The sequence below is a fragment of the Rothia endophytica genome, assembly GCF_928381505.1.
Classification (GTDB): Bacteria; Actinomycetota; Actinomycetes; order Actinomycetales; family Micrococcaceae; genus Rothia; species Rothia endophytica_A.
This window is the reverse complement of the sequence record NZ_CAKMSJ010000005.1, coordinates 87,776-106,356: the sequence shown is the minus strand read 5'-3', so window position 1 is coordinate 106,356 and position 18,581 is coordinate 87,776. Positions and strand designations below refer to the sequence as shown.

Here is an 18,581-nt window from a genome sequence, read left to right as displayed (position 1 = left end):
GAAAAGGTCTGCGGTAAATCCATGAGGAGCCGGGCTACCCGCTGAGAGCTAGCAGGTACTGTGCCTGTTAGCTGGCTCGGGGCTGGCGTTTAAGGGTGCTAACAGGCACAGGGCCTGCTAGCGATTTCCCCACGGATAAGCCGTTGAGTCGTGTTCTCTATAAATTCTATTGGGGGTGGGGTGGCCGCTGTGCGACCACCCCACCCCCAATCATCGGGTGCCTAACCGTTGGGGCTAGGCACCGGTGCCCTTAGGTAGGGCTTAGACGCGGGGCTTTTCCTGCATCTCCCAGGTTTCGATGATGTCGCCGTCTTTGATGTCGTTGAAGGACCCAAGACCGATACCACATTCGAAGCCCTCGCGGACCTCGGTGGCGTCGTCCTTGAAGCGGCGCAGTGACTCAATCTTGAGGTTGTCTGCAACCACAGCGCCGTCGCGGACCAGGCGAGCGTTGGTGTTTCGCTTGATGGTGCCGTTGCGGACGATTGAACCGGCGATGTTGCCCCACTTGGAGGAGCGGAAGACCTCGCGTACTTCAGCTGAGCCGAGCTCAACTTCTTCGTACTCGGGCTTGAGCATACCCTTGACGGCTGCTTCGACCTCTTCGATGGCGCGGTAGATGACGGAGTAGAACTTCATTTCTACGCCTTCACGGTCAGCCAGTTCTGCCACGCGTTCTGCGGGGCGGACGTTGAAGCCGATGATCACTGCGTTATCGACGGTTGCCAGGTTGACGTCGTTCTGGGTGATTGCACCTACGCCGCGGTGGATGACGCGCAGCTGAACTTCGTCGCCGCCAACCTCAATCTTCATGAGGGACTCTTCCAGTGCTTCAACAGCACCGGAGACGTCGCCCTTGATGATCAGGTTGAGGGTGTCCATCTTGCCTTCAGCCACTGCGGCATCGAAGGATTCGAGGGTGACGCGCTTGCGGCGCTTAGCCAGCTGGGCGTTGCGGTCTGCTGCTTCACGCTTTTCAGCGATCTGGCGAGCAGTGCGCTCTTCTTCGGTAGCCAAGAAGGTGTCACCTGCGCGGGGCACGGTGGACAGACCCAGGACCTGAACGGGGCGTGAGGGGCCAGCTTCTTCAACGCTGGTGCCCTTCTCGTCAAACATAGCGCGCACACGACCGTGAGCTGCACCGGCGACAATGGCGTCACCGACGCGCAGGGTACCTGACTGGACGAGTACGGTAGCAACTGCACCGCGGCCCTTGTCCAGGTTGGCTTCAATGGCAACGCCACGGGCTTCCTTGTTGGGGTTAGCCTTGAGTTCCAGAGCGCCGTCTGCGGTGAGGCAGACTGCTTCGAGAAGCTCGTTGATGTTGAGGCCCTGACGTGCTGAGACGTCAACGAACATGGTGTCGCCACCGTATTCTTCGGGAACCAGACCGTATTCGGTGAGCTGACCGCGGATCTTCTCCGGGTTAGCGCCCTCCTTATCGATCTTGTTGACTGCCACCACGATCGGCACTTCTGCTGCCTGCGCGTGGTTCAGAGCTTCAACGGTCTGGGGCATGACGCCGTCGTCCGCTGCAACTACCAGGATGGCGATGTCGGTGACCTTGGCACCACGGGCACGCATAGCGGTGAAGGCTTCGTGACCGGGGGTGTCGATGAAGGTCAGGGCACGGTCCTGGCCGTCAACCTCGGTGTGGATCTGATAAGCACCGATGTGCTGGGTAATGCCGCCGGCTTCACCGTCGATGACGTTGGTGTTACGCACAGCATCGAGCAGGCGGGTTTTACCGTGGTCAACGTGACCCATAACGGTCACTACGGGCGGGCGGAATTCGAGAACGTCGTCGCCTTCACCTTCGGCTTCAGCATCAAGGTTGATGTCGAAGGATTCGAGCAGTTCGCGCTCTTCGTCCTCGGGGGAAACAATCTTGATGACGTAGCCGAGCTCGGCACCGAGCAACTCAAAGGTCTCCTCGTCCAGTGACTGGGTCTGGGTAGCCATTTCGCCCAGGTGGATGAGAGCGGTTACCAGTGCTGCTGCGTTTGCGCCTATTTTCTCGGAGAAGTCCATGAGAGAGGCGCCACGGCGCAAGCGAATCTCGGTAGTACCGTCACCGTGAGGTACGGCGACGCCACCAACGGTAGGCTGACGCAGCTGCTCTTCACGACGCAGAGCTGACTTGGTCTTGCCCTTCTTGCGCTTACCGCCACCGCGGCCGAATGCACCCTGTGCGTTGCCGCGACCTGCGGGGCCGCCACCGGGGCGACCGGGGCCACGGTTGAAACCGCCGCCGCTGTTGCCACCGGCACCGCCACCGCGACGGGGGCCGTTGCCGCCACCTGCGGGGGCGCCTGCGCCACCGCGGGCACCGACGTTGCCGCTCATCTTAGTGGGCATCATGTTGGGTGAGGGGCGGTTGCCACCTGCACCGCCGCCTGCGGGGCGGGGAGCACGGTTGTCTGCACCTGCAGGGCGTGCGTTGCGACCGCCTGCGGGGCGGGGTGCTCGGTTGTCTGCACCTGCGGGACGGGGGCCACCGTTACCAGCGGGGCGGGGTGCGCCGCCGCGGGGGTTACGTCCACCTGCGGGACGGGGACCACCGGTGCGGCCCTCACCGCGCTCGCCACGCTCCGGACGTTCACCGCGCTTGCCCATGCCCTGTGAGGTTGAGAAGGGGTTGTTGCCGGGGCGGGGGCCTGGCTTTCCTGCGGGCTTGGGAGCTGCAGGCTTAGGTGCACCGGGCTTAGGAGCAGATGCCTGCATGCCCTGTGAGGTTGAGAAGGGGTTGTTGCCGGGGCGGGGGCCAGCAGGCTTGCTGGTCTCAGCCTTAGGCTCTGCTGCCTTAGGAGCGGCAGGTGCCGGCTTTTCAGCTTCTGACTTAGGGGCATCAGCGGGCTTAGCGGCAGGCTTAGGCGCGGAGGGCTTCATGGCGCCGGGCTTTGCTGCTGCGGACTTAGAAGCGCTGGGCTTGGTAGCCTCTGCCTTGGGTGCTTCAGCGGGCTTGGCATCGGGGAAGGCAGCGCGGAGTTTTTTAACAACCGGTGCTTCAAGGGTTGAAGAAGCGCCCTTGACGAATTCGCCAAGTTCTTGCAGCTTTGCTACTGCTTCTTTAGAGGGGATTCCGAGTTCTTTAGCGATCTCGTGAACGCGGGGCTTAGCCACTTTTCTCCTGTTCTGATTCGCACCAGAACAGGCGCGAACCTTCAGTTTATTGGGGGTGGCAGCTCATGGTGAGCTGCGGTGTTGCCGGTGTCTGAGCACAGAAAAGCACTCATTATGCGGCACTCATCGGGTTTCCATCAGTTTTCTGACTCGCTTTCTTACAAGGTAAGCCGTCAAACTCGTTTGACTTTCTTGGTTCGCCTGGGTCTTACCCCTGAACCGGTGTGCAGCACTATGCTGTGATCACCAGTTCATTTGGCTGCACCCGGGTGCGAAGGGCCCTGCTGAACGCATTCTTTTTGATTGCGAGCGCCAGACATTCCTCGGTGTGGTGGAGCCATGCTCCCCTGCCCGGGTGATTTTTTGCCGGGTCGAAGGTGAGCCGCGGGGGCTCTCCATCAACCTTTGCAATTCTAATGAGGTCTGACTGCGCAACCGTGGCGCGGCAGCCGATGCAGGTACGAAGAGGAGTGTGCATGCGCTCCTCCTTTTCGTTCTGTTCCCAGGACGCTACCGCCTGCCTCATCTACACAGAGCAGATGGGCGGGAGTGGGCGCACTGGTTCTCTGTTAATAACCTCAAAGACCAGTTTAGCCCCCTTACGGGGGCTAACGGCAACTATGTTAGTTAGCTCTCGCTATCCGAAGCTTCAGTCTCGGTCTCTGCTGCAGCTTCTTCAGCTGCCGATAGAGCGGCACGATACTTGGATTCAGCGATGATATCGATACGCCAACCGGTGAGCTTAGCAGCCAGGCGGGCGTTCTGCCCTTCCTTGCCAATAGCCAGTGAGAGTTGGTCATCGGGCACGATAGCGCGGGCTGAGAAAGTTTTGCGGTCAGTCACTGTTACTTCGCTGACCTTGGAGGGTGAGAGCGCTCCGGCGATGAACTCCTCGGGTGAGTCCGAGTAGTCAACGATGTCGATCTTCTCGTTGTTCAGTTCGCCCATGACGGCGCGCACGCGGGAGCCCATTTCGCCGATGCAAGAGCCCTTGGGGTTGATGCCGGGTTTGGTGCCGCGTACTGCCATCTTGGTGCGGTGACCAGCTTCACGGGCGATTGCCATGATTTCAACTGAGCCGTCCTGAATTTCGGGCACTTCGTGCTCGAAGAGGCGGCGCACCAGGTTGGGGTGTGAACGCGAAAGCACGATGGAGGGGCCCTTGGGGCCGCGGCGGGCTTCTAGGATGTAGGCGCGCAGACGAGTGTTGTGGGTGTACCGCTCACCGGGTACCTGCTCAGCGGTCGGCAAGACCGCTTCGAGGGTGCCGAGGTCAACGTGAATCATGCGGGGGTTAGGGCCCTGCTGAATCACACCTGAAACCAGGGTGCCTTCACGGTCTTTAAACTCGCCGAGAACCTGGGAGTCCTGAGCATCGCGCAGACGCTGGTGAATGATCTGACGAGCGGTTGATGCTGCGATGCGCCCAAAGTTGTTGGGGGTGTCGTCAAATTCGCCGATGCGCTGGTCGTCCTCGTCCAGCTCAGGAGCCCAGATGGTAACGATGCCGCTGGAACGGTCAATCTCTGCACGTGAACCACGGATTGCACCGGGCTGCTTCTGGTATGCCAGCAGAAGGGCACTTTCGATCATGGGGATCAGGTCGTCAATCGAGATGTCGCGCTCTTTTTCGAGCAGGCGAAGGTTGCTCAAATCAATGTCCATGGCGGGCCCTTCTATGTAGTACGGCGCCGGGGCGTTTTCACACCCCGGCCCCGCTAAGTTGTATGTGCACCCTAGGGGTGCAGCCTAAAGAGGTTATGCGTCGTTGCTAGCTATTCTACCGACTAGGAGCTAGCGGTTAAACTCAATTTCTACCTTTGCGGCAGAAATCGCGTCCCAAGGAAGGGTAAGCGCATCGCGGTAAGACTCCGGCTGACCCTTCTTGGTTTCTTTTTTACGGCGGAGGACCGGGCCCTCTTCACCCACTGAATCGAGGCGGGCAAGGTAGTTCTCCCCGCCCTTTTCGGCGATATCAATCAGGCGATCAATCGAGCGTTTCCAGTGGCGGGTTTCGGTCAGCGGGCTGGTGACGCCGCGGGATGAGACCTCTAACATGTAGGGAGCCTCACCGTCGTTCGCTTCATCGAGCGCCGATGAAATTGCCTGTGAAACCTCAGCGATGGTGTCCAGCGAGAGAGCATCGGTGCGGTCTTCTGGGTAATCAATCACGATTTCAAGGGTGCGGTTAGCACCCTTGCCCTGGGCTGTGACCTTTTCAAGCACCAGCTTGAAGTCTTCGGTCACCACTTTCTCAATCGCACCGCGCACTTCATCCAGCACAAGAAAAGCGCCGGACGCAGCAGGTGGGGTTGAGATACCCTCAGCGGCACGGGCCGCTGCCCTGCGCTCGCGAGCATTAGGAGCGTCCTTTTTTGAAGCCTTGGGGCCGTTCGCCATAGCTTTTCTCACCTTTCACGGTTTGTCGTCTTCTCTACCCTAACCGATATCCCGGGGCCGGTCAGTTAGCTCTGCCTGGGCATGGATCTTTCTGGCAGAATGGGGTGTGTCCTTCCCGCCGTCCCAAGGTTGCCCATGCCCCGCTCTCTTCCCAAGATTTTTGCCGCTCTTCTGGCCCTGATACTTCTTGCTCTGGTCGCAGTTGGCTTAGCAGCGCAGAAGCAGAGTGATCAGACCCGGGCAGAGCTTGCGACTCAGAGCGCAATTGCAGCTCAGCTCCTTTCTCTGCAGGAAGCCGGTGAGGACGGCGAGCTGGGTGCGGCGATCACCGCATCTTTGGAGACTTTGGCACCGGCTGCCCGAGACATAGAAGCCGTTCAGGGCTCAGAGGCTTCCGATAAGCAGGTGGAGCAGAGTCTCGATGCGCTGCTCTCTCTCGGGTTTAATGCGCAGACTGCGGCTGACCGCGAGCGCGCGCTCATGGCTGCGGTGCGGGTATGGCAGGGAGCAGCAACTGATGGTCTCGTTGAAAGTCACTACCCTCCCGCTCTAGAGCAGCGGCTAGAGGGTTTGGAGGGCTTTGCCTGCGAGACCCCTGCCGCAACAGCAGAAGGCACGGCTTCTGAGGCTGTTCTTCATCTTCAGGACGCGGTGGGTCAGCTGGGCTATACTGCTGAGGTTTATGCTGCCCGCGGCGGGCAGGAATACGGCAAGGTAGCCGAGGCTGCCGGAAAGCGGGCTGAGTTTGCTGAAACTCTTGAAGGTGAGCTTTCCCCGGTTTTGAGCTGTGAGGGGCTCTTGCAAGCCCCGGCGGCGTCCTACCCTCTGGCTGAACCGGCGGACGCCTCCGCCCAGCTGGACGCTTCCCTAGAAGCTATTGCCACCAATGCGCAGGCTGCACTCGGCGATTCTGCCCTGCCCGCGGACGCTGACCGGGTAGAGATTCTGCTGGTCAAAGCCCTGCTGGACGCTGGCAGCTCCAGCTAGGCGCCGGTGAGCAGGTCGTAGCTGAGCTTGAGAATCAGGGCGCTGACCACGCATAGCATCATCACACGTATAAAACCGTTGCCGCGGGCTATGGCGGTGCGAGCACCCAGATAGCCACCTGCCATATTGGCAGCCCCCAGCGCCAGCCCCAGTAGCCAGACAGTGTGCCCACCCAGGCTAAAGAGCAGGATAGCGCCCAGGTTGGTTGCGGCATTAATGATTTTGGCGTGAGCGGTCGCCTGCAAGAAGCTATAGCCCAGCAGTGAAATCATGGCAATCATCAAGAAAGAGCCGGTGCCCGGGCCCAGTACTCCATCATAAAAACCAATGACCGCGCCAATTCCCAGACTTGTCAGCAGCAAGCGCGCACCGGTGTGTTTGGGGCGGCTCAACTCCCCCAGCTTGGGCTTGAGCAGGGTATAGATCAGCACCCCGATTAGAGCAAAAATGATCAGCGGCTTGATAAGACCCACCGGCAGAACCGTTGCCAGCAGGGCACCAATCACGCTAGCGCCAAAAGCAAGGACGGCGGTGGGCAGTACCGTACGCCGATCCACCGGCACACGGCGTATGTAGGTGGCTGCACTGGTGAGCGTGCCAAAGACAGAGCCCACCTTGTTGGCTGCCAGTGCCTGCACCGGGGTCAGCCCGGGCACCATGAGCAGAGCGGGCAGCTGGATCATTCCGCCGCCACCCACCACGGCGTCCACCCAGCCAGCCGCGAAAGCAGCCAGCAACAGCAAACTCAGGGTCAGCAGATCTAATCCTTCAAGCCCCAGCACCGCATCACCGTTCTTTCACACCAAAAGCTAAGAGGTGGAAGGGGTACCCCTTCCACCTCTCAAACCTAACGTACAGCTAAGTTCTAGCCGCGAACCTCAGCCACGATTTCTGCGACCGCATCGGCAACAGCAACCTCGCGAGCTTCACCGCTGCGGCGGTCCTTGACCTCGACCTTGCCATCGGCAAAGCCGCGCCCAACCACCACAATGGTGGGAACGCCCAGCAGCTCAGCATCGCCGAACTTAACGCCGGGGGACGCCTTGGGGCGGTCATCAAAGATGACCTCAAGACCGGCGCCTTCAAGGTCAGCAACCAGTGCCTCTGCACCGTCCACAATCTCGGTGCCCTTACCGGTCATCACCACATGCACATCTGCCGGTGCAAGGTTGCGGGGCCAGATCAGACCGCGGTCATCGCGGTTGCCCTCAGCAACGGCAGCCAGCGCACGGGTGACACCCACACCGTAGGAGCCCATGGTTACGGTCTGCAGCTTGCCGTTCTGGTCCAACACCTTCAGGCCCAGTGACTCAGCGTACTTGGTGCCCAGGGCGAAGATGTGGCCCATCTCGATGCCGCGGGCGGTCATCAGCTCACCTGAGCCGTCCGGTGCGGGGTCGCCCTCACGCACTTCACAGGCCTCAATGACGCCATCAGCTTCAAAGTCGCGGCCCGCTACCAGGTAGTAGACGTGCTTGCCGGCCTCATTAGCACCGGTAATCCAGGCAGAACCGGGCACTACGCGGGGGTCCAAGTAGAAGGGAATGCCGGTGGCAGACTCCTCACCCAGAAGCTTGGCGTCCAGCGAGTTGCCGGGGCCAATGTAGCCCTTGACCAGCTGGGGGAACTTCTTGAAGTCCTCTTCGGTTGCAGCCTCAACCTCAACCTCGCCACCAATACCCAGCAGGGCGCCGACGTTAACCTCAACACGGCCCATATCTACGGCACGGTCACCGGGTACACCGATGGCGACCAGCTTGCGCTCGCCGTCCGGCAGGATGACAGCAACGACGACGTTTTTGAGAGTGTCAGCAGCGGTCCAGGCGCCATCCGCATTGGGGTGCAGGGCGTTGGACTGGTCTACCAAAGTTTCAATGGTGGGTGACTCGGGGGTCTCCAGCACGATAGCGGCAGGGGTATTGGTAGCGTCCACGGGCTCAGGAACCACAGTGGTTACAGCCTCAACATTTGCTGCGTAGCCACCGGCTGAACGCACAAAGGTGTCCTCACCGATGGGGGTGGGGTGCAAAAATTCTTCTGAGCGAGAGCCACCCATAGCACCGGACTGAGCCTTTACGATCACAATTTCAAGGCCCAAACGCTCGAAAATCTTGATGTAGGCGGCGCGGTGAGCCTGGTAGGCCTCATCCAAACCGGCGTCATCGATGTTGAAGGAGTAGGAGTCCTTCATGATAAATTCGCGGCCGCGCAGCAGACCGGCGCGGGGGCGGGCTTCATCGCGGTACTTGGTCTGAATCTGGTAGAGGCAGACCGGCAGGTCCTTGTAGGAGGTGTAAAGATCCTTAACCAGCAGGGTAAACATCTCTTCGTGAGTAGGGGCAAGCAGCATATCGGTGCCCTTGCGGTCCTGCAGACGGAAGAGGTTATCGCCGTACTCGGTCCAGCGGTTGGTTGCCTCGTAGGGTTCGCGGGGCAACAGCGCAGGGAAGTGAACTTCCTGGGCGCCGATGGCATTCATTTCTTCGCGCACAATGTTCTCTACCTTGGCGAGAACCTTGAGGCCCAAGGGTAGCCAGGAGTAGATGCCGGGAGCGGCGCGGCGAATGTAGCCGGCGCGCACCAGCAGTTTGTGGCTGGCGACTTCGGCATCAGCCGGGTCTTCGCGCAGAGTGCGCAGGAATAGGTTAGAAAGGCGCTGTACCAAGGTGCTGCTGTTCCGTTTCTTGTAAGTGGTCTGGAGATGCCTGCCTCAGGCGAGGCAGGCACAGTCTACTCCCAGTTTACCGCTTAGAGCTGTGGGCAGCACCCCCGATGTGTGCTGCCCACTCCCCAACCGTTTGATTAGCGGAGGTTCAATGATTTGTACCATTCAGTCTTTGCAAGACCACGTTCGTTAAGGTCAGCTCCCAACCACTCAGTGCCCTTGTACCAGGTGGCGGTACCACCCTCGAATTCCTGAGTCACGATGGGGGCCCCCTCAGGGTCTGTACTATGAACTTCATCGCCCACGGGGGCACCCAGCATTGCCAGCGGGCCGTACAGTTTGTAGTCTCCACCGTAAGCCCATTCACTGTAGCTAGAGAAACGGGGCCGGTCGCTCAGCCCGTAGCTGTCCAGCAACATATTAGATTTGACGGGTACAGCACCCGGTAGGGGCTTCTGGTCACTGGTTGCTTTGATGTACCAGTCGTTACCCTCAGCGTCTCGGATGTTCAGAACACCCGGCAGGCCCAAGTAATCTGCTTGGGACCAGTCAAAGGTTGTATCGACCGGCAGAGCCTCGTCGTAGACGCGGCCTGCTACGTCATCGGGGAAACCGTTGACGAGTGCGGGCAATTCATCGTGGTAGATAAGGTAGTCTTCACCCTGCCACTCGAGAGATAGGGGGCGGGAAAGAAGCACCTGGTTCTCGGGCAGGGCATAAAGCATAAAGCCGTAATCGTCCCAGTTGTAACTGAACTGGGCGTGCTGCATCACAAGAGCCTGCAGAGTCAGCTGACCATCTTCATTACTCACCAGAGTTTGCCAGAGGTAGGGGCCGTACTCCTGCGGTGCCAGGAGGTACTCAGCCACTGCATTGGTGTTCATCCAGATAGCCTTGTTCTGCTCGGCTGAATAAAGGGCTGAAATATTGTTGCCGAAATCCTGCGAGTAATAGACACCGCTACGGTGGGTAACGGCTGAAACCGGCGCAGTAGGCTGGAAGTCGGTGGTAGAGGCAACCAGTGCGTCAATAGTGATGGAAGCGTTTTCTACATCGCTCTTTGCAGGGTCTTTGGGGTTATCCGGGGTAATAGGGATGATGGGGTTGGCAGGCTCAGGGGTCTCTTCTTTGTAGAAGCAGTTGCCGGTCTGCACGCGCTCGGCTTTCCACTGTTCCGCTTCTGGGCTGTTAAGATCCAGTGAGGCACCTGCATGCTCTCCTGCGAGGACGATCAGCGAGCGGGTCTGCCCGTTATAAGTGGTAACAGATGGGCCGCAGTAGGCATGATTCCAAGCATCCCCTTCAAAGCCACCAAAAACCTCTGCGCCGCCCGCTGCCCTAAAGGTTGCTGCGTTCTCTGCACCGTTGAGCACCCGCACGCCGTTCCTCTTATTCCAGGTGATGGTGGCATTTTCAAAGTCCTGAGCACAGGTTTTGTTGGGGTAACATTTTTCAGGGCTTAGGGGCTGGCCATACTTAGCCGGGTCTTTAAGCCACAGTCTGGCAATGCCGGACTTCGGAGCGGGGCTGGCTTCGGCTGCTTGAGCCGTGGCGGGGGTCATCGTTACTATCAGTGCTGCAGTAGCCACAGCGGAGGTGGCGTAAGCGTAGAGGTTTTTCATAGTTCCCTATCCTTGATCAACAAAGAGACCCTACTGCTTCTAGCGGTGGTTAAAGCCTCTCATATCTATAAGAATATGCTTGTCAGAGCGTTTTTTCTGTCTATGACGAGGTATTACCTGCCCCCACTTATAGGGCACTTTCCACCTGTTGTTAGGTTTAGAACAGGATAGTTGAGAAAGTGCCTGTCTGTTCCCAGCCTGTGCGCTGGTATAAGGCCCTGGCAACAGTGTTATAGCTGTTAACGTAGAGGGAGAGCTGGGGAAAGCGAGTGCGGATGAGCTCGGAGGCTTGCGCCAGTAAGGTTGGTGCCAAACCTCGGCCTCGATAGGCAGGATGTAGCCAGACGCCCTGCAGCTGGCAGGCATCTCCGTGAGCCAGCCCCAAATCTGTTTTGAAGACCACCACCCCCTCAGCGTTGACAGCCACCAGGGTACGGCCACTGCGAGTCAGGTCATCGATACGACGGGTGTACCCTGCGGGGTCACGGGTCATGGGGTCATAGCCCACTTCTTCAGTGAACATGGCCACCGAAGCACGCAGCAGGCTTTGTCGATCAGAGGTGCGCGCCCACCGCACCTTCTCAGTAATTTGCGGGGCTTTTAGGTTGGGGCGGTACAGTTCTCCACCGGCGAGCTCGGTCAGGTCAACGTGCTCGGGGAGCTCCAGCAGAGGCTGGTCTTCCCGCACGTCAAAAGGGGCGGGCATGCGCTGAGACAGGTACTCCCACAGCCCCATCACCGCTTCACGGCGCCCAAAGATAGAGCCGATTCTGCGGTGATGTCTCAGCACATACTGAGCCACCTGGCGCTCATATTCAGCAGGAATAGCAAGTGGTACACAGTTAGCCCCCAGCCACAGGGCCCCCACCAGGGCATAGCGGGGTTCACGGTTGTCAGGTGTCACCGTTTCGGCGTAGCCAGGTAAAGAAGCATCGCTGTGGCTTCCCTGCGTTCTGCCGCTGGCTTCTGTGGTTCTAGCAAACATTCCCTCTAGCACGTTGAGCACTCGCCGCGGCAGGCGCCCAGCTACCGCTGGTTCTGGCGGCGCGGCGTCCTTAGGCGAGCCTTCAGCAGTTGCGGCGTGGCGGGGAGCAAATACTCCGATAAATCCGTGAGGGGCCTTGAGGGCATTGAGGGTGCTGGGAGCAGGCAAGCCAAAAATGCTGAGGTGCTCAGCAGCATATAGAAAACCCACCGGGTCAGTGCTAATCAGGGCTTCCAGTTCGTCCCGGTCGTCGAGGGTTAGCGGGCGTATGATGGCGTCCGCAGCGTTGCGCTGGATTTTTGATAAAACTGACACGGTGGGTGTGCGGTGGTCTAGTTGCTCACTGAAACAGTGGGGTCACCGGAGAGGTCAATTTCGCCGCGTTCCTCCATCTCGCGGGCAATGCGGTTTGCCTCGTCGATGAGGGTCTGCACGATGTCCTCTTCGGGCACGGTCTTAATAACCTCACCCTTGACGAAGATCTGGCCCTTACCGTTACCGGAGGCAACGCCAAGATCGGCTTCGCGGGCTTCGCCGGGGCCGTTCACTACGCAGCCCATGACGGCTACGCGCAGGGGCACCTTCATGCCTTCCAGGCCCTTGCTGACGTTCTCTGCCAGTTCCCACACATCTACCTGGGCGCGGCCGCAAGAGGGGCAGGAAACGATATCGAGCTTGCGGGGGCGCAGGTTGAGTGACTCAAGGATCTGCGAACCAACCTTGACCTCTTCAACAGGAGGTGCTGACAGGGAGACACGGATGGTGTCGCCAATACCTTCAGACAGCAGGGCGCCAAAAGCGGTGGCACTCTTGATGGTGCCCTGGAAGGCCGGGCCAGCTTCGGTCACGCCCAGGTGCAGGGGCCAGTCACCGGCAGCTGCCAGCTGACGGTAGGCCTCCACCATAATGACGGGGTCGTTGTGCTTCACGGAAATCTTGAAGTCGTTAAAGCCGTGCTCCTCGAAGAGGGAGGCTTCCCAGACAGCGGACTCTACCAGAGCCTCGGGGGTTGCCTTACCGTACTTTTCCAGCAAGCGGCGGTCCAGCGAACCAGCGTTGACACCGATACGGATGGAGGTGCCGTGATCCTTAGCTGCAGCAGCGATTTCCTTGACCTGGTCATCGAATTTGCGGATGTTACCGGGGTTCACGCGCACAGCACCGCAACCGGCTTCAATCGCTTGGAAGACGTACTTGGGTTGGAAGTGAATATCAGCGATCACGGGAATCTGTGACTGTTTGGCGATAATGGGCAGCGCCTCGGCGTCCTTATCGGTGGGACAAGCCACGCGCACAATGTCGCAGCCGGACGCTGTCAGCTCAGCAATCTGCTGCAGAGTGGAGCCAATGTCGTAGGTTTTGGTGGTGGTCATAGACTGCACTGAGATGGGTGACTCTGACCCTACCCCTATGCTACCTACCTTGAACTGACGGGTTTTGCGGCGCGGCGCCAGCACGGGCGGCGGTGCGGCGGGCATTCCAAGAGCGACCGAGGTCAAGATAATCCTCCAAAAGGTTTTCAGCAGCGCGCCAAACCGTGGCACACGTTTACTCAACTATATATTCTGCCACGCTTCTGCGCTGGGGGCGCTTGAGCTAGCGCACATAGAGGGCTCTTCAAATGGTGCTTTTCAGCCTCCGTATTGAGCGACGCCCACCTATACTAAACCCTATGACACAGACCTCACCCTTACCCCGCGTCCTCTCAACTAATCTCGCAGAACCTGTGCCCTATCAGACTAGGGCCCAGAAGATTACCGGCATCAACAAGGTGGCACAGCCTTCTATTGAGGTCTTTACGCCGGGGCCCAACCACGGCGATGGCTCCGGGGTTGCAGGTGACACCATCGGCGATACCAAGCACCACGGCGGTCAGCACAAGGCGGTCTACGCCTATGCGCGCGAAGAGCTGGACTACTGGGGCGAGCAGCTGGGCCAAGAATTCACCCCTGGCTACTTTGGTGAGAACCTCACTACCGAAGGCATTACCTGGGCTGAGGTACTGCTCAACCAGCGTTTTAAGGTGGGAACAGCAGTGCTCGAGGTGAGTGTGCCCCGCTCCCCCTGCCGCACCTTCGCCACCTGGCTAGATCAGCGCGGGTGGGTCAAAACCTTCACCGCCCGCGGGGACGCCGGCGCCTATATGCGCGTTATCACCCCGGGCACCGTTAGCCCCGGCGACACCGTGGAGTTTATGGACGCACCCACCCACGGGGTCACCTTGGGCACGGCTTTCACCGCCGCCATGGGCGATAAGCAGGCAGCTCGTACCGTAGCAGAAGCGAACTGTTACCCGCCCTTCTACCAGGCAAAGGTTGAAAAGCTCGCGGGCATCACGGGCTAGCTCCTAGAAAACATTGATGGGCTTGAAGATATCAGCAGCCACCAAAATAACGGTCATCACCAAGAAGGAACCTGCCACCAGGTAGGTCAGGGGCAACAACTTCACGGGGTCAAAGGGGCCGGGATCCTTGCGCCCAAACAGGCGGGCAGTCTTACGACGGAAGCCCTCCCAGAGCGCGCCCAGCACGTGCCCGCCGTCCAGAGGTAGCAGGGGTATCAGGTTGAAGACAAAGAGCATGAGATTCATTTGAGCAATCAGGGAAACCAGTGAAGCTGCCTTATCACGCACAATGATTTCGTCATGAGCAGCAATTTCGCCAGCAATACGCCCCACTCCCACCACAGAAACCGGGCTGTTAATATCCCGCTCCCCGTTGGTGATCAGGGTTTGTGCCACTCCGTAGACGCGGGCGGGTAGCTTAATGAGGGTAGCCCCGATTCGCTCAAGAGACTGCCCAACCGTGGGCAGCACCTCCCCTACCGTTCCAGGGGTCAGCTCGGTTTCGGGGCTGATACCAATGAAACCAACATCAACGGTTTCTAGGTTGCCCTCACTATCCACCGTATAGGTCCCTAATAACTCATCCATCACCGGGCGGACGGTCAGTATAGGAGTGATCTGCAGTTCTTGCACCTGACCGTCACGCTGCACGGTGACGGGCACGGTCTGGTCTGCACGGTCGCGGATCATAGAGCTGAGTTGCTCCCAGCCTGTCACAGGTTCACCGTCAAAACTGGTAATCACATCACCCGGTTGCAGGCCAGCTTTCAGGGCAGGCGATACCGGGTCTTCTGCGCCGCATTCAGTTGCAGATGCGCTATTAGAGTCGGTAGCGCGCACCTGCTGCACGCACTGGGACACCGTACTAACGGTTGCGGTGGGCTGGTAGGAGCCGAAGCCGGTCACCAAGATAGCGGTACAGATCAGCCCAATCAGCAGGTTCATGGTGGGCCCACCCAGCATAATAATGATGCGTTTGTAGACCGGCAGCTTGTAAAAGAGACGGTTTTCATCCCCCGGTAAGATGCGTCCAGCGTCCGCCTCGCGGGCATCGGTGGCAAGTTGCTGGAAAGGGCTGGTTCCGCCGGCTCGACCTCCCTGATTTTCCCGACCCGGCGGGTACATGCCGATCATGGAGATGTAGCCGCCCAGGGGTAGCGCCTTGAAACCGTATTCCGTTTCACCGCGCCGCCAGGAGAAGATGGTCTTACCGAAACCAATCATGTACTGCGGCACCCGCACCCCAAAGAGCTTGGCGGGCAGCAGGTGCCCCACCTCATGCAGGGCAATGGATACGGCAATAGCGAGCGCCATCAGCACAACACCCAGAATGAAGAGCAGAATACCCACAGAACTCCTTGAATCTCGGTAGGACGCCGGGGCCCACCTCTCTTGTCGGCGAGTTGGGGTGGCGTCGGGATATACCAGCTTTTTAGCCTACGCCACCGGCTAGAGATTAGACGCTCTTGGTGAGCTGATGGTGCTTTGAATTTGCCAACAGTAAGTTTGGAGAAAACAGCCCGCCTAATGGACGGATGCCGCAAGCCAGCGTTTCGGACGTATGGCCCGCCTGCTGGCTCGGGGCTGGCGTGAATCGCTCTAGTGAGCTTGCGAACCAGAGCGAGAGGGTCAGCAGGCGGGCATACGTCCGAAATGCTGGGTTTACTTTACGACTCAAGTTCTAAAAGGGTTGAGGTGAAACTAACCCCAACTTTTGAGTGTTTTGCACCTTTACTTTTAGGTCAAAAAAACACTTACTTCATAAACCGCCTTGAACGCGAAACAAACCGCGCGAATGGGGTTGAACAGCTCACTTACCCCTCGCCATTAAAAACCACCAAGCGTGATTTGACTAGGTGATATATCTTATTTATTCAAGGTCTATAATTTAAGCATATACCGTACTAAATTTGATTTAAGCCCTTATTCAAGACAGACTTATTCATGAAGGAACACCCGCTACGGGTGTGTTCAAACCATAGAAATCTTCACAAGGAGAAGTTCACATGACCGCACAGGTGCAAGCTGAAAGCTCTGCAGCCCACGGCGTATTCGTCAATGAGCAGTCGACCAAGGCATGGGAGGGTTTCACTCCCGGTGCTTGGCAGAATGAAGTTGACGTTCGCGGCTTCGTGCTCGACAATTTCACCCCCTACCTAGGTGATGCCGAGTTCCTCGCTGGGCCCACCGATAAGACCCTGCGCGTCTGGGACACCCTTGAGAAGAAATACCTCTCGGTTGAGCGTAAGCAGCGTGTCTACGATGTTGACACCGACACCCCTGCCGAAATTGACGCCTTCCCTGCTGGTTACATCTCCGAGGACGACAACGTCTGCGTTGGCTTGCAGACCGACGTGCCCCTCAAGCGCGCCATGATGCCCAACGGTGGTTGGCGCATGGTCGAGACCGCTATCCGTGAGGCTGGCAAGGTACCCAACGAAGACATCAAGAAGATCTTCACCGAGTACCGCAAGACCCACAACCAGGCTGTCTTCGACATCTACACCCCCCGCATTCGCGCGGCTCGCTCCTCACACATCATCACCGGCCTGCCCGATGCTTACGGCCGCGGTCGCATCATCGGCGACTACCGCCGTGTAGCTCTCTACGGCGTTGATAACCTCATTGCTGATAAGGAGCGCGCCAAGGACGCAACCCTGAGCAAGGGCTTCAGCGAGCACTGGGCACGCTACCGCGAGGAGCACTCAGAGCAGATTCGTGCTCTGCAGCGCCTGAAGAAGATGGCTGAAAAGTACGGCTTCGACATCTCAGGCCCCGCTACCAACGCCAAAGAAGCAGTGCAGTGGACCTACTTCGCTTACCTAGCTTCGGTCAAGTCTCAGGACGGCGCTGCGATGTCCATCGGTCGCCTCTCCGGCTTCTTGGACGTCTACTTCGAGCGCGACCTGCAGGCCGGTCTCATCACCGAGACCGACGCCCAGGAAATGATTGACGCTCTGGTGATCAAGCTGCGTATCGTCCGTTTCCTGCGCACCATCGACTACGATCAGATTTTCTCAGGTGACCCCTACTGGGCAACCTGGTCAGACGGCGGCTTCTCAGCTGACGGCCGTACCCTGGTTACCAAGACCTCCTTCCGTCTGCTGCAGACCCTGCGTAACCTTGGCCCTGCTCCCGAGCCCAACATCACCATTTTCTGGGATGAAGAGCTACCCAACGGCTATAAGGAATTCTGCTCCGCTATCTCCATTGAGACCTCCTCAATCCAGTACGAGTCAGACCCCCAGATTCGCGAACAGTGGGGCGACGACGTCGCTATCGCCTGCTGTGTCTCCCCCATGAAGATTGGCAAGCAGATGCAGTTCTTCGGCGCTCGCGTCAACGCTGCTAAGGCACTGCTCTACGCTATGAACGGCGGGCGTGATGAAATGACCGGCAAGCAGGTTGTGACCGGCTACGAGCCCATCACCGGCGACGGCCCTCTCGACTTTGACGAGGTCTGGGTTAAGTACGAAGAAATGCTGGACTGGGTGGTCGGCACCTACGTTGAGGCGCTGAACATCATTCACTACAGCCACGACAAGTACGCCTACGAGTCCATCGAAATGGCACTACACGATTCAGATATCATCCGTGCCATGGGTTGCGGTATCGCAGGTCTGTCGATTGTTGCCGACTCACTGGCAGCTATCAAGTACGCCAAGGTCACCCCCGTGCGTGATGAGACCGGCCTGATCGTTGACTACATCACCGAGGGTTCCTTCCCCGCCTACGGTAACGATGATGACCGCGCCGATGACATCGCCGCAACCATCGTCCACACCGTTATGGAGAAGATCAAGGCGATCCCCCTCTACCGTGACGCGATCCCCACCCAGTCCGTCCTGACCATCACCTCCAACGTGGTCTACGGTAAGGCAACCGGTAGCTTCCCCTCCGGTCACCGCGCAGGCGAGCCGTTCTCACCCGGCGCCAACCCCGAAAACGGTATGGATACCCACGGCATGGTCGCTTCTATGCTCTCGGTCGGCAAGCTGGACTACGAGGACGCCTTGGACGGCATCTCACTGACGAACACCATCACCCCCACCGCGCTGGGCCGCACCAAGGAAGAACAGGTCAAAAACCTGGTCGGCATCCTTGACGCCGGCTTCATCCCTGAAGAAGACTAAAAGCTACAAGCAACCGGTGCGCCGGACCACCCGGCGCACCGCCACACCCCACCCAAAGGAGAACACCATGGCAGTAAAGTCATACGAAGAGCGCCTAGCATCAATGAAGGCTAACCGCGAGGCAAAGACCGCCCCCAAGGGCCTCTACCACGCCAACATCAACGTTCTGAACCGCGAAACCCTCGAGGACGCAATGGAGAACCCCGATAACTACCCCAACCTGACCGTACGCGTCTCAGGTTACGCTGTGAACTTTGTTCGTCTGACCCGCGAACAGCAGATGGACGTACTCTCACGCACCTTCCACCACGGCGCATAAACT

General features: G+C 58.8%; 14 protein-coding genes. 4 read left to right on the top strand and 10 right to left on the bottom strand.

Annotation, left to right across the window (positions count from 1 at the left end; genetic code table 11):
- Positions 1–261: 261 nt before the first annotated feature.
- From infB to rimP, 4 genes are all read right to left on the bottom strand, one after another.
- Positions 262–3,123 (bottom strand): translation initiation factor IF-2, encoded by a 2,862-nt coding sequence (infB, locus tag L6990_RS07655; protein ID WP_237203504.1) that lies wholly within the window; start codon positions 3,121–3,123, stop codon positions 262–264.
- Positions 3,124–3,355: 232 nt separating this feature from the next.
- Positions 3,356–3,601 (bottom strand): YlxR family protein, encoded by a 246-nt coding sequence (locus L6990_RS12010; protein ID WP_369127819.1) that lies wholly within the window; start codon positions 3,599–3,601, stop codon positions 3,356–3,358.
- Positions 3,602–3,750: 149 nt separating this feature from the next.
- A complete protein-coding gene (gene nusA / locus L6990_RS07650; RefSeq protein ID WP_237203503.1) occupies positions 3,751–4,788 on the bottom strand; it encodes a transcription termination factor NusA in 1,038 nt (345 codons plus the stop codon).
- Positions 4,789–4,917: 129 nt separating this feature from the next.
- Positions 4,918–5,523, bottom strand: a complete 606-nt coding sequence (rimP, locus tag L6990_RS07645; RefSeq protein WP_237203502.1) for a ribosome maturation factor RimP — start codon at positions 5,521–5,523, stop codon at positions 4,918–4,920.
- A 135-nt stretch (positions 5,524–5,658) separates the two neighbouring features.
- On the opposite strand from rimP, the gene L6990_RS07640 reads away from it, so the two are divergent.
- Positions 5,659–6,510: a hypothetical protein gene (locus L6990_RS07640; RefSeq protein ID WP_237203500.1), complete on the top strand. Its 852-nt coding sequence runs from the start codon at positions 5,659–5,661 to the stop codon at positions 6,508–6,510.
- Here the strand turns inward: L6990_RS07640 and L6990_RS07635 are convergent.
- The 5 genes from L6990_RS07635 to ispG all read right to left on the bottom strand — a co-directional run bounded on the left by L6990_RS07635 (position 6,507) and on the right by ispG (position 13,281).
- Positions 6,507–7,292 carry a TSUP family transporter gene (locus tag L6990_RS07635; protein ID WP_237203499.1) on the bottom strand — a complete coding sequence of 262 codons (786 nt, stop codon included), beginning with the start codon at positions 7,290–7,292 and terminating at the stop codon, positions 6,507–6,509. The two genes, L6990_RS07640 and L6990_RS07635, sit on opposite strands and share 4 nt — an antisense overlap.
- An 83-nt stretch (positions 7,293–7,375) precedes the next feature.
- Entirely contained in the window at positions 7,376–9,175 is a 1,800-nt protein-coding gene (locus L6990_RS07630; RefSeq protein ID WP_237203496.1) for a proline--tRNA ligase, read from the bottom strand.
- A gap of 137 nt (positions 9,176–9,312) precedes the next feature.
- Positions 9,313–10,797, bottom strand: a complete 1,485-nt coding sequence (locus tag L6990_RS07625; protein ID WP_237203494.1) for a hypothetical protein — start codon at positions 10,795–10,797, stop codon at positions 9,313–9,315.
- 157 nt (positions 10,798–10,954) lie between these two features.
- Positions 10,955–12,097 (bottom strand): GNAT family N-acetyltransferase, encoded by a 1,143-nt coding sequence (locus tag L6990_RS07620; RefSeq protein ID WP_237203493.1) that lies wholly within the window; start codon positions 12,095–12,097, stop codon positions 10,955–10,957.
- Positions 12,098–12,114: 17 nt separating this feature from the next.
- Positions 12,115–13,281, bottom strand: a complete 1,167-nt coding sequence (gene ispG / locus L6990_RS07615; RefSeq protein ID WP_237203490.1) for a flavodoxin-dependent (E)-4-hydroxy-3-methylbut-2-enyl-diphosphate synthase — start codon at positions 13,279–13,281, stop codon at positions 12,115–12,117.
- A gap of 173 nt (positions 13,282–13,454) precedes the next feature.
- Here ispG and L6990_RS07610 point away from each other — a divergent pair, with 173 nt between their 5' ends.
- Entirely contained in the window at positions 13,455–14,126 is a 672-nt protein-coding gene (locus L6990_RS07610; protein ID WP_237203487.1) for an MOSC domain-containing protein, read from the top strand.
- 3 nt (positions 14,127–14,129) lie between these two features.
- Here the strand turns inward: L6990_RS07610 and L6990_RS07605 are convergent, their stop codons facing one another.
- A complete protein-coding gene (locus tag L6990_RS07605; protein WP_237203486.1) occupies positions 14,130–15,476 on the bottom strand; it encodes a M50 family metallopeptidase in 1,347 nt (448 codons plus the stop codon).
- Between the two features lie 656 nt (positions 15,477–16,132).
- Here L6990_RS07605 and L6990_RS07600 point away from each other — a divergent pair.
- Both L6990_RS07600 and grcA2 read left to right on the top strand, forming a co-directional pair.
- The gene (locus L6990_RS07600; protein ID WP_237203485.1) at positions 16,133–18,259 is read left to right on the top strand and encodes a pyruvate formate lyase family protein; all 2,127 of its coding nucleotides are present in this window, start codon (positions 16,133–16,135) and stop codon (positions 18,257–18,259) included.
- Between the two features lie 67 nt (positions 18,260–18,326).
- Positions 18,327–18,578 carry an autonomous glycyl radical cofactor GrcA2 gene (gene grcA2, locus L6990_RS07595; protein ID WP_237203484.1) on the top strand — a complete coding sequence of 84 codons (252 nt, stop codon included), beginning with the start codon at positions 18,327–18,329 and terminating at the stop codon, positions 18,576–18,578.
- Positions 18,579–18,581: the final 3 nt, after the last annotated feature.

What these genes read in the sequence shown, in the direction of transcription:
- L6990_RS12010 (WP_369127819.1), bottom strand. Translation starts at nt 3,601, where the DNA reads ATGCACACTCCTCTTCGTACCTGCATCGGCTGCCGCGCCACGGTTGCG.
- nusA (WP_237203503.1), bottom strand. Translation starts at nt 4,788, where the DNA reads ATGGACATTGATTTGAGCAACCTTCGCCTGCTCGAAAAAGAGCGCGAC.
- rimP (WP_237203502.1), bottom strand. Translation starts at nt 5,523, where the DNA reads ATGGCGAACGGCCCCAAGGCTTCAAAAAAGGACGCTCCTAATGCTCGC.
- L6990_RS07640 (WP_237203500.1), top strand. Translation starts at nt 5,659, where the DNA reads ATGCCCCGCTCTCTTCCCAAGATTTTTGCCGCTCTTCTGGCCCTGATA.
- L6990_RS07625 (WP_237203494.1), bottom strand. Translation starts at nt 10,797, where the DNA reads ATGAAAAACCTCTACGCTTACGCCACCTCCGCTGTGGCTACTGCAGCA.
- L6990_RS07610 (WP_237203487.1), top strand. Translation starts at nt 13,455, where the DNA reads ATGACACAGACCTCACCCTTACCCCGCGTCCTCTCAACTAATCTCGCA.
- L6990_RS07600 (WP_237203485.1), top strand. Translation starts at nt 16,133, where the DNA reads ATGACCGCACAGGTGCAAGCTGAAAGCTCTGCAGCCCACGGCGTATTC.
- grcA2 (WP_237203484.1), top strand. Translation starts at nt 18,327, where the DNA reads ATGGCAGTAAAGTCATACGAAGAGCGCCTAGCATCAATGAAGGCTAAC.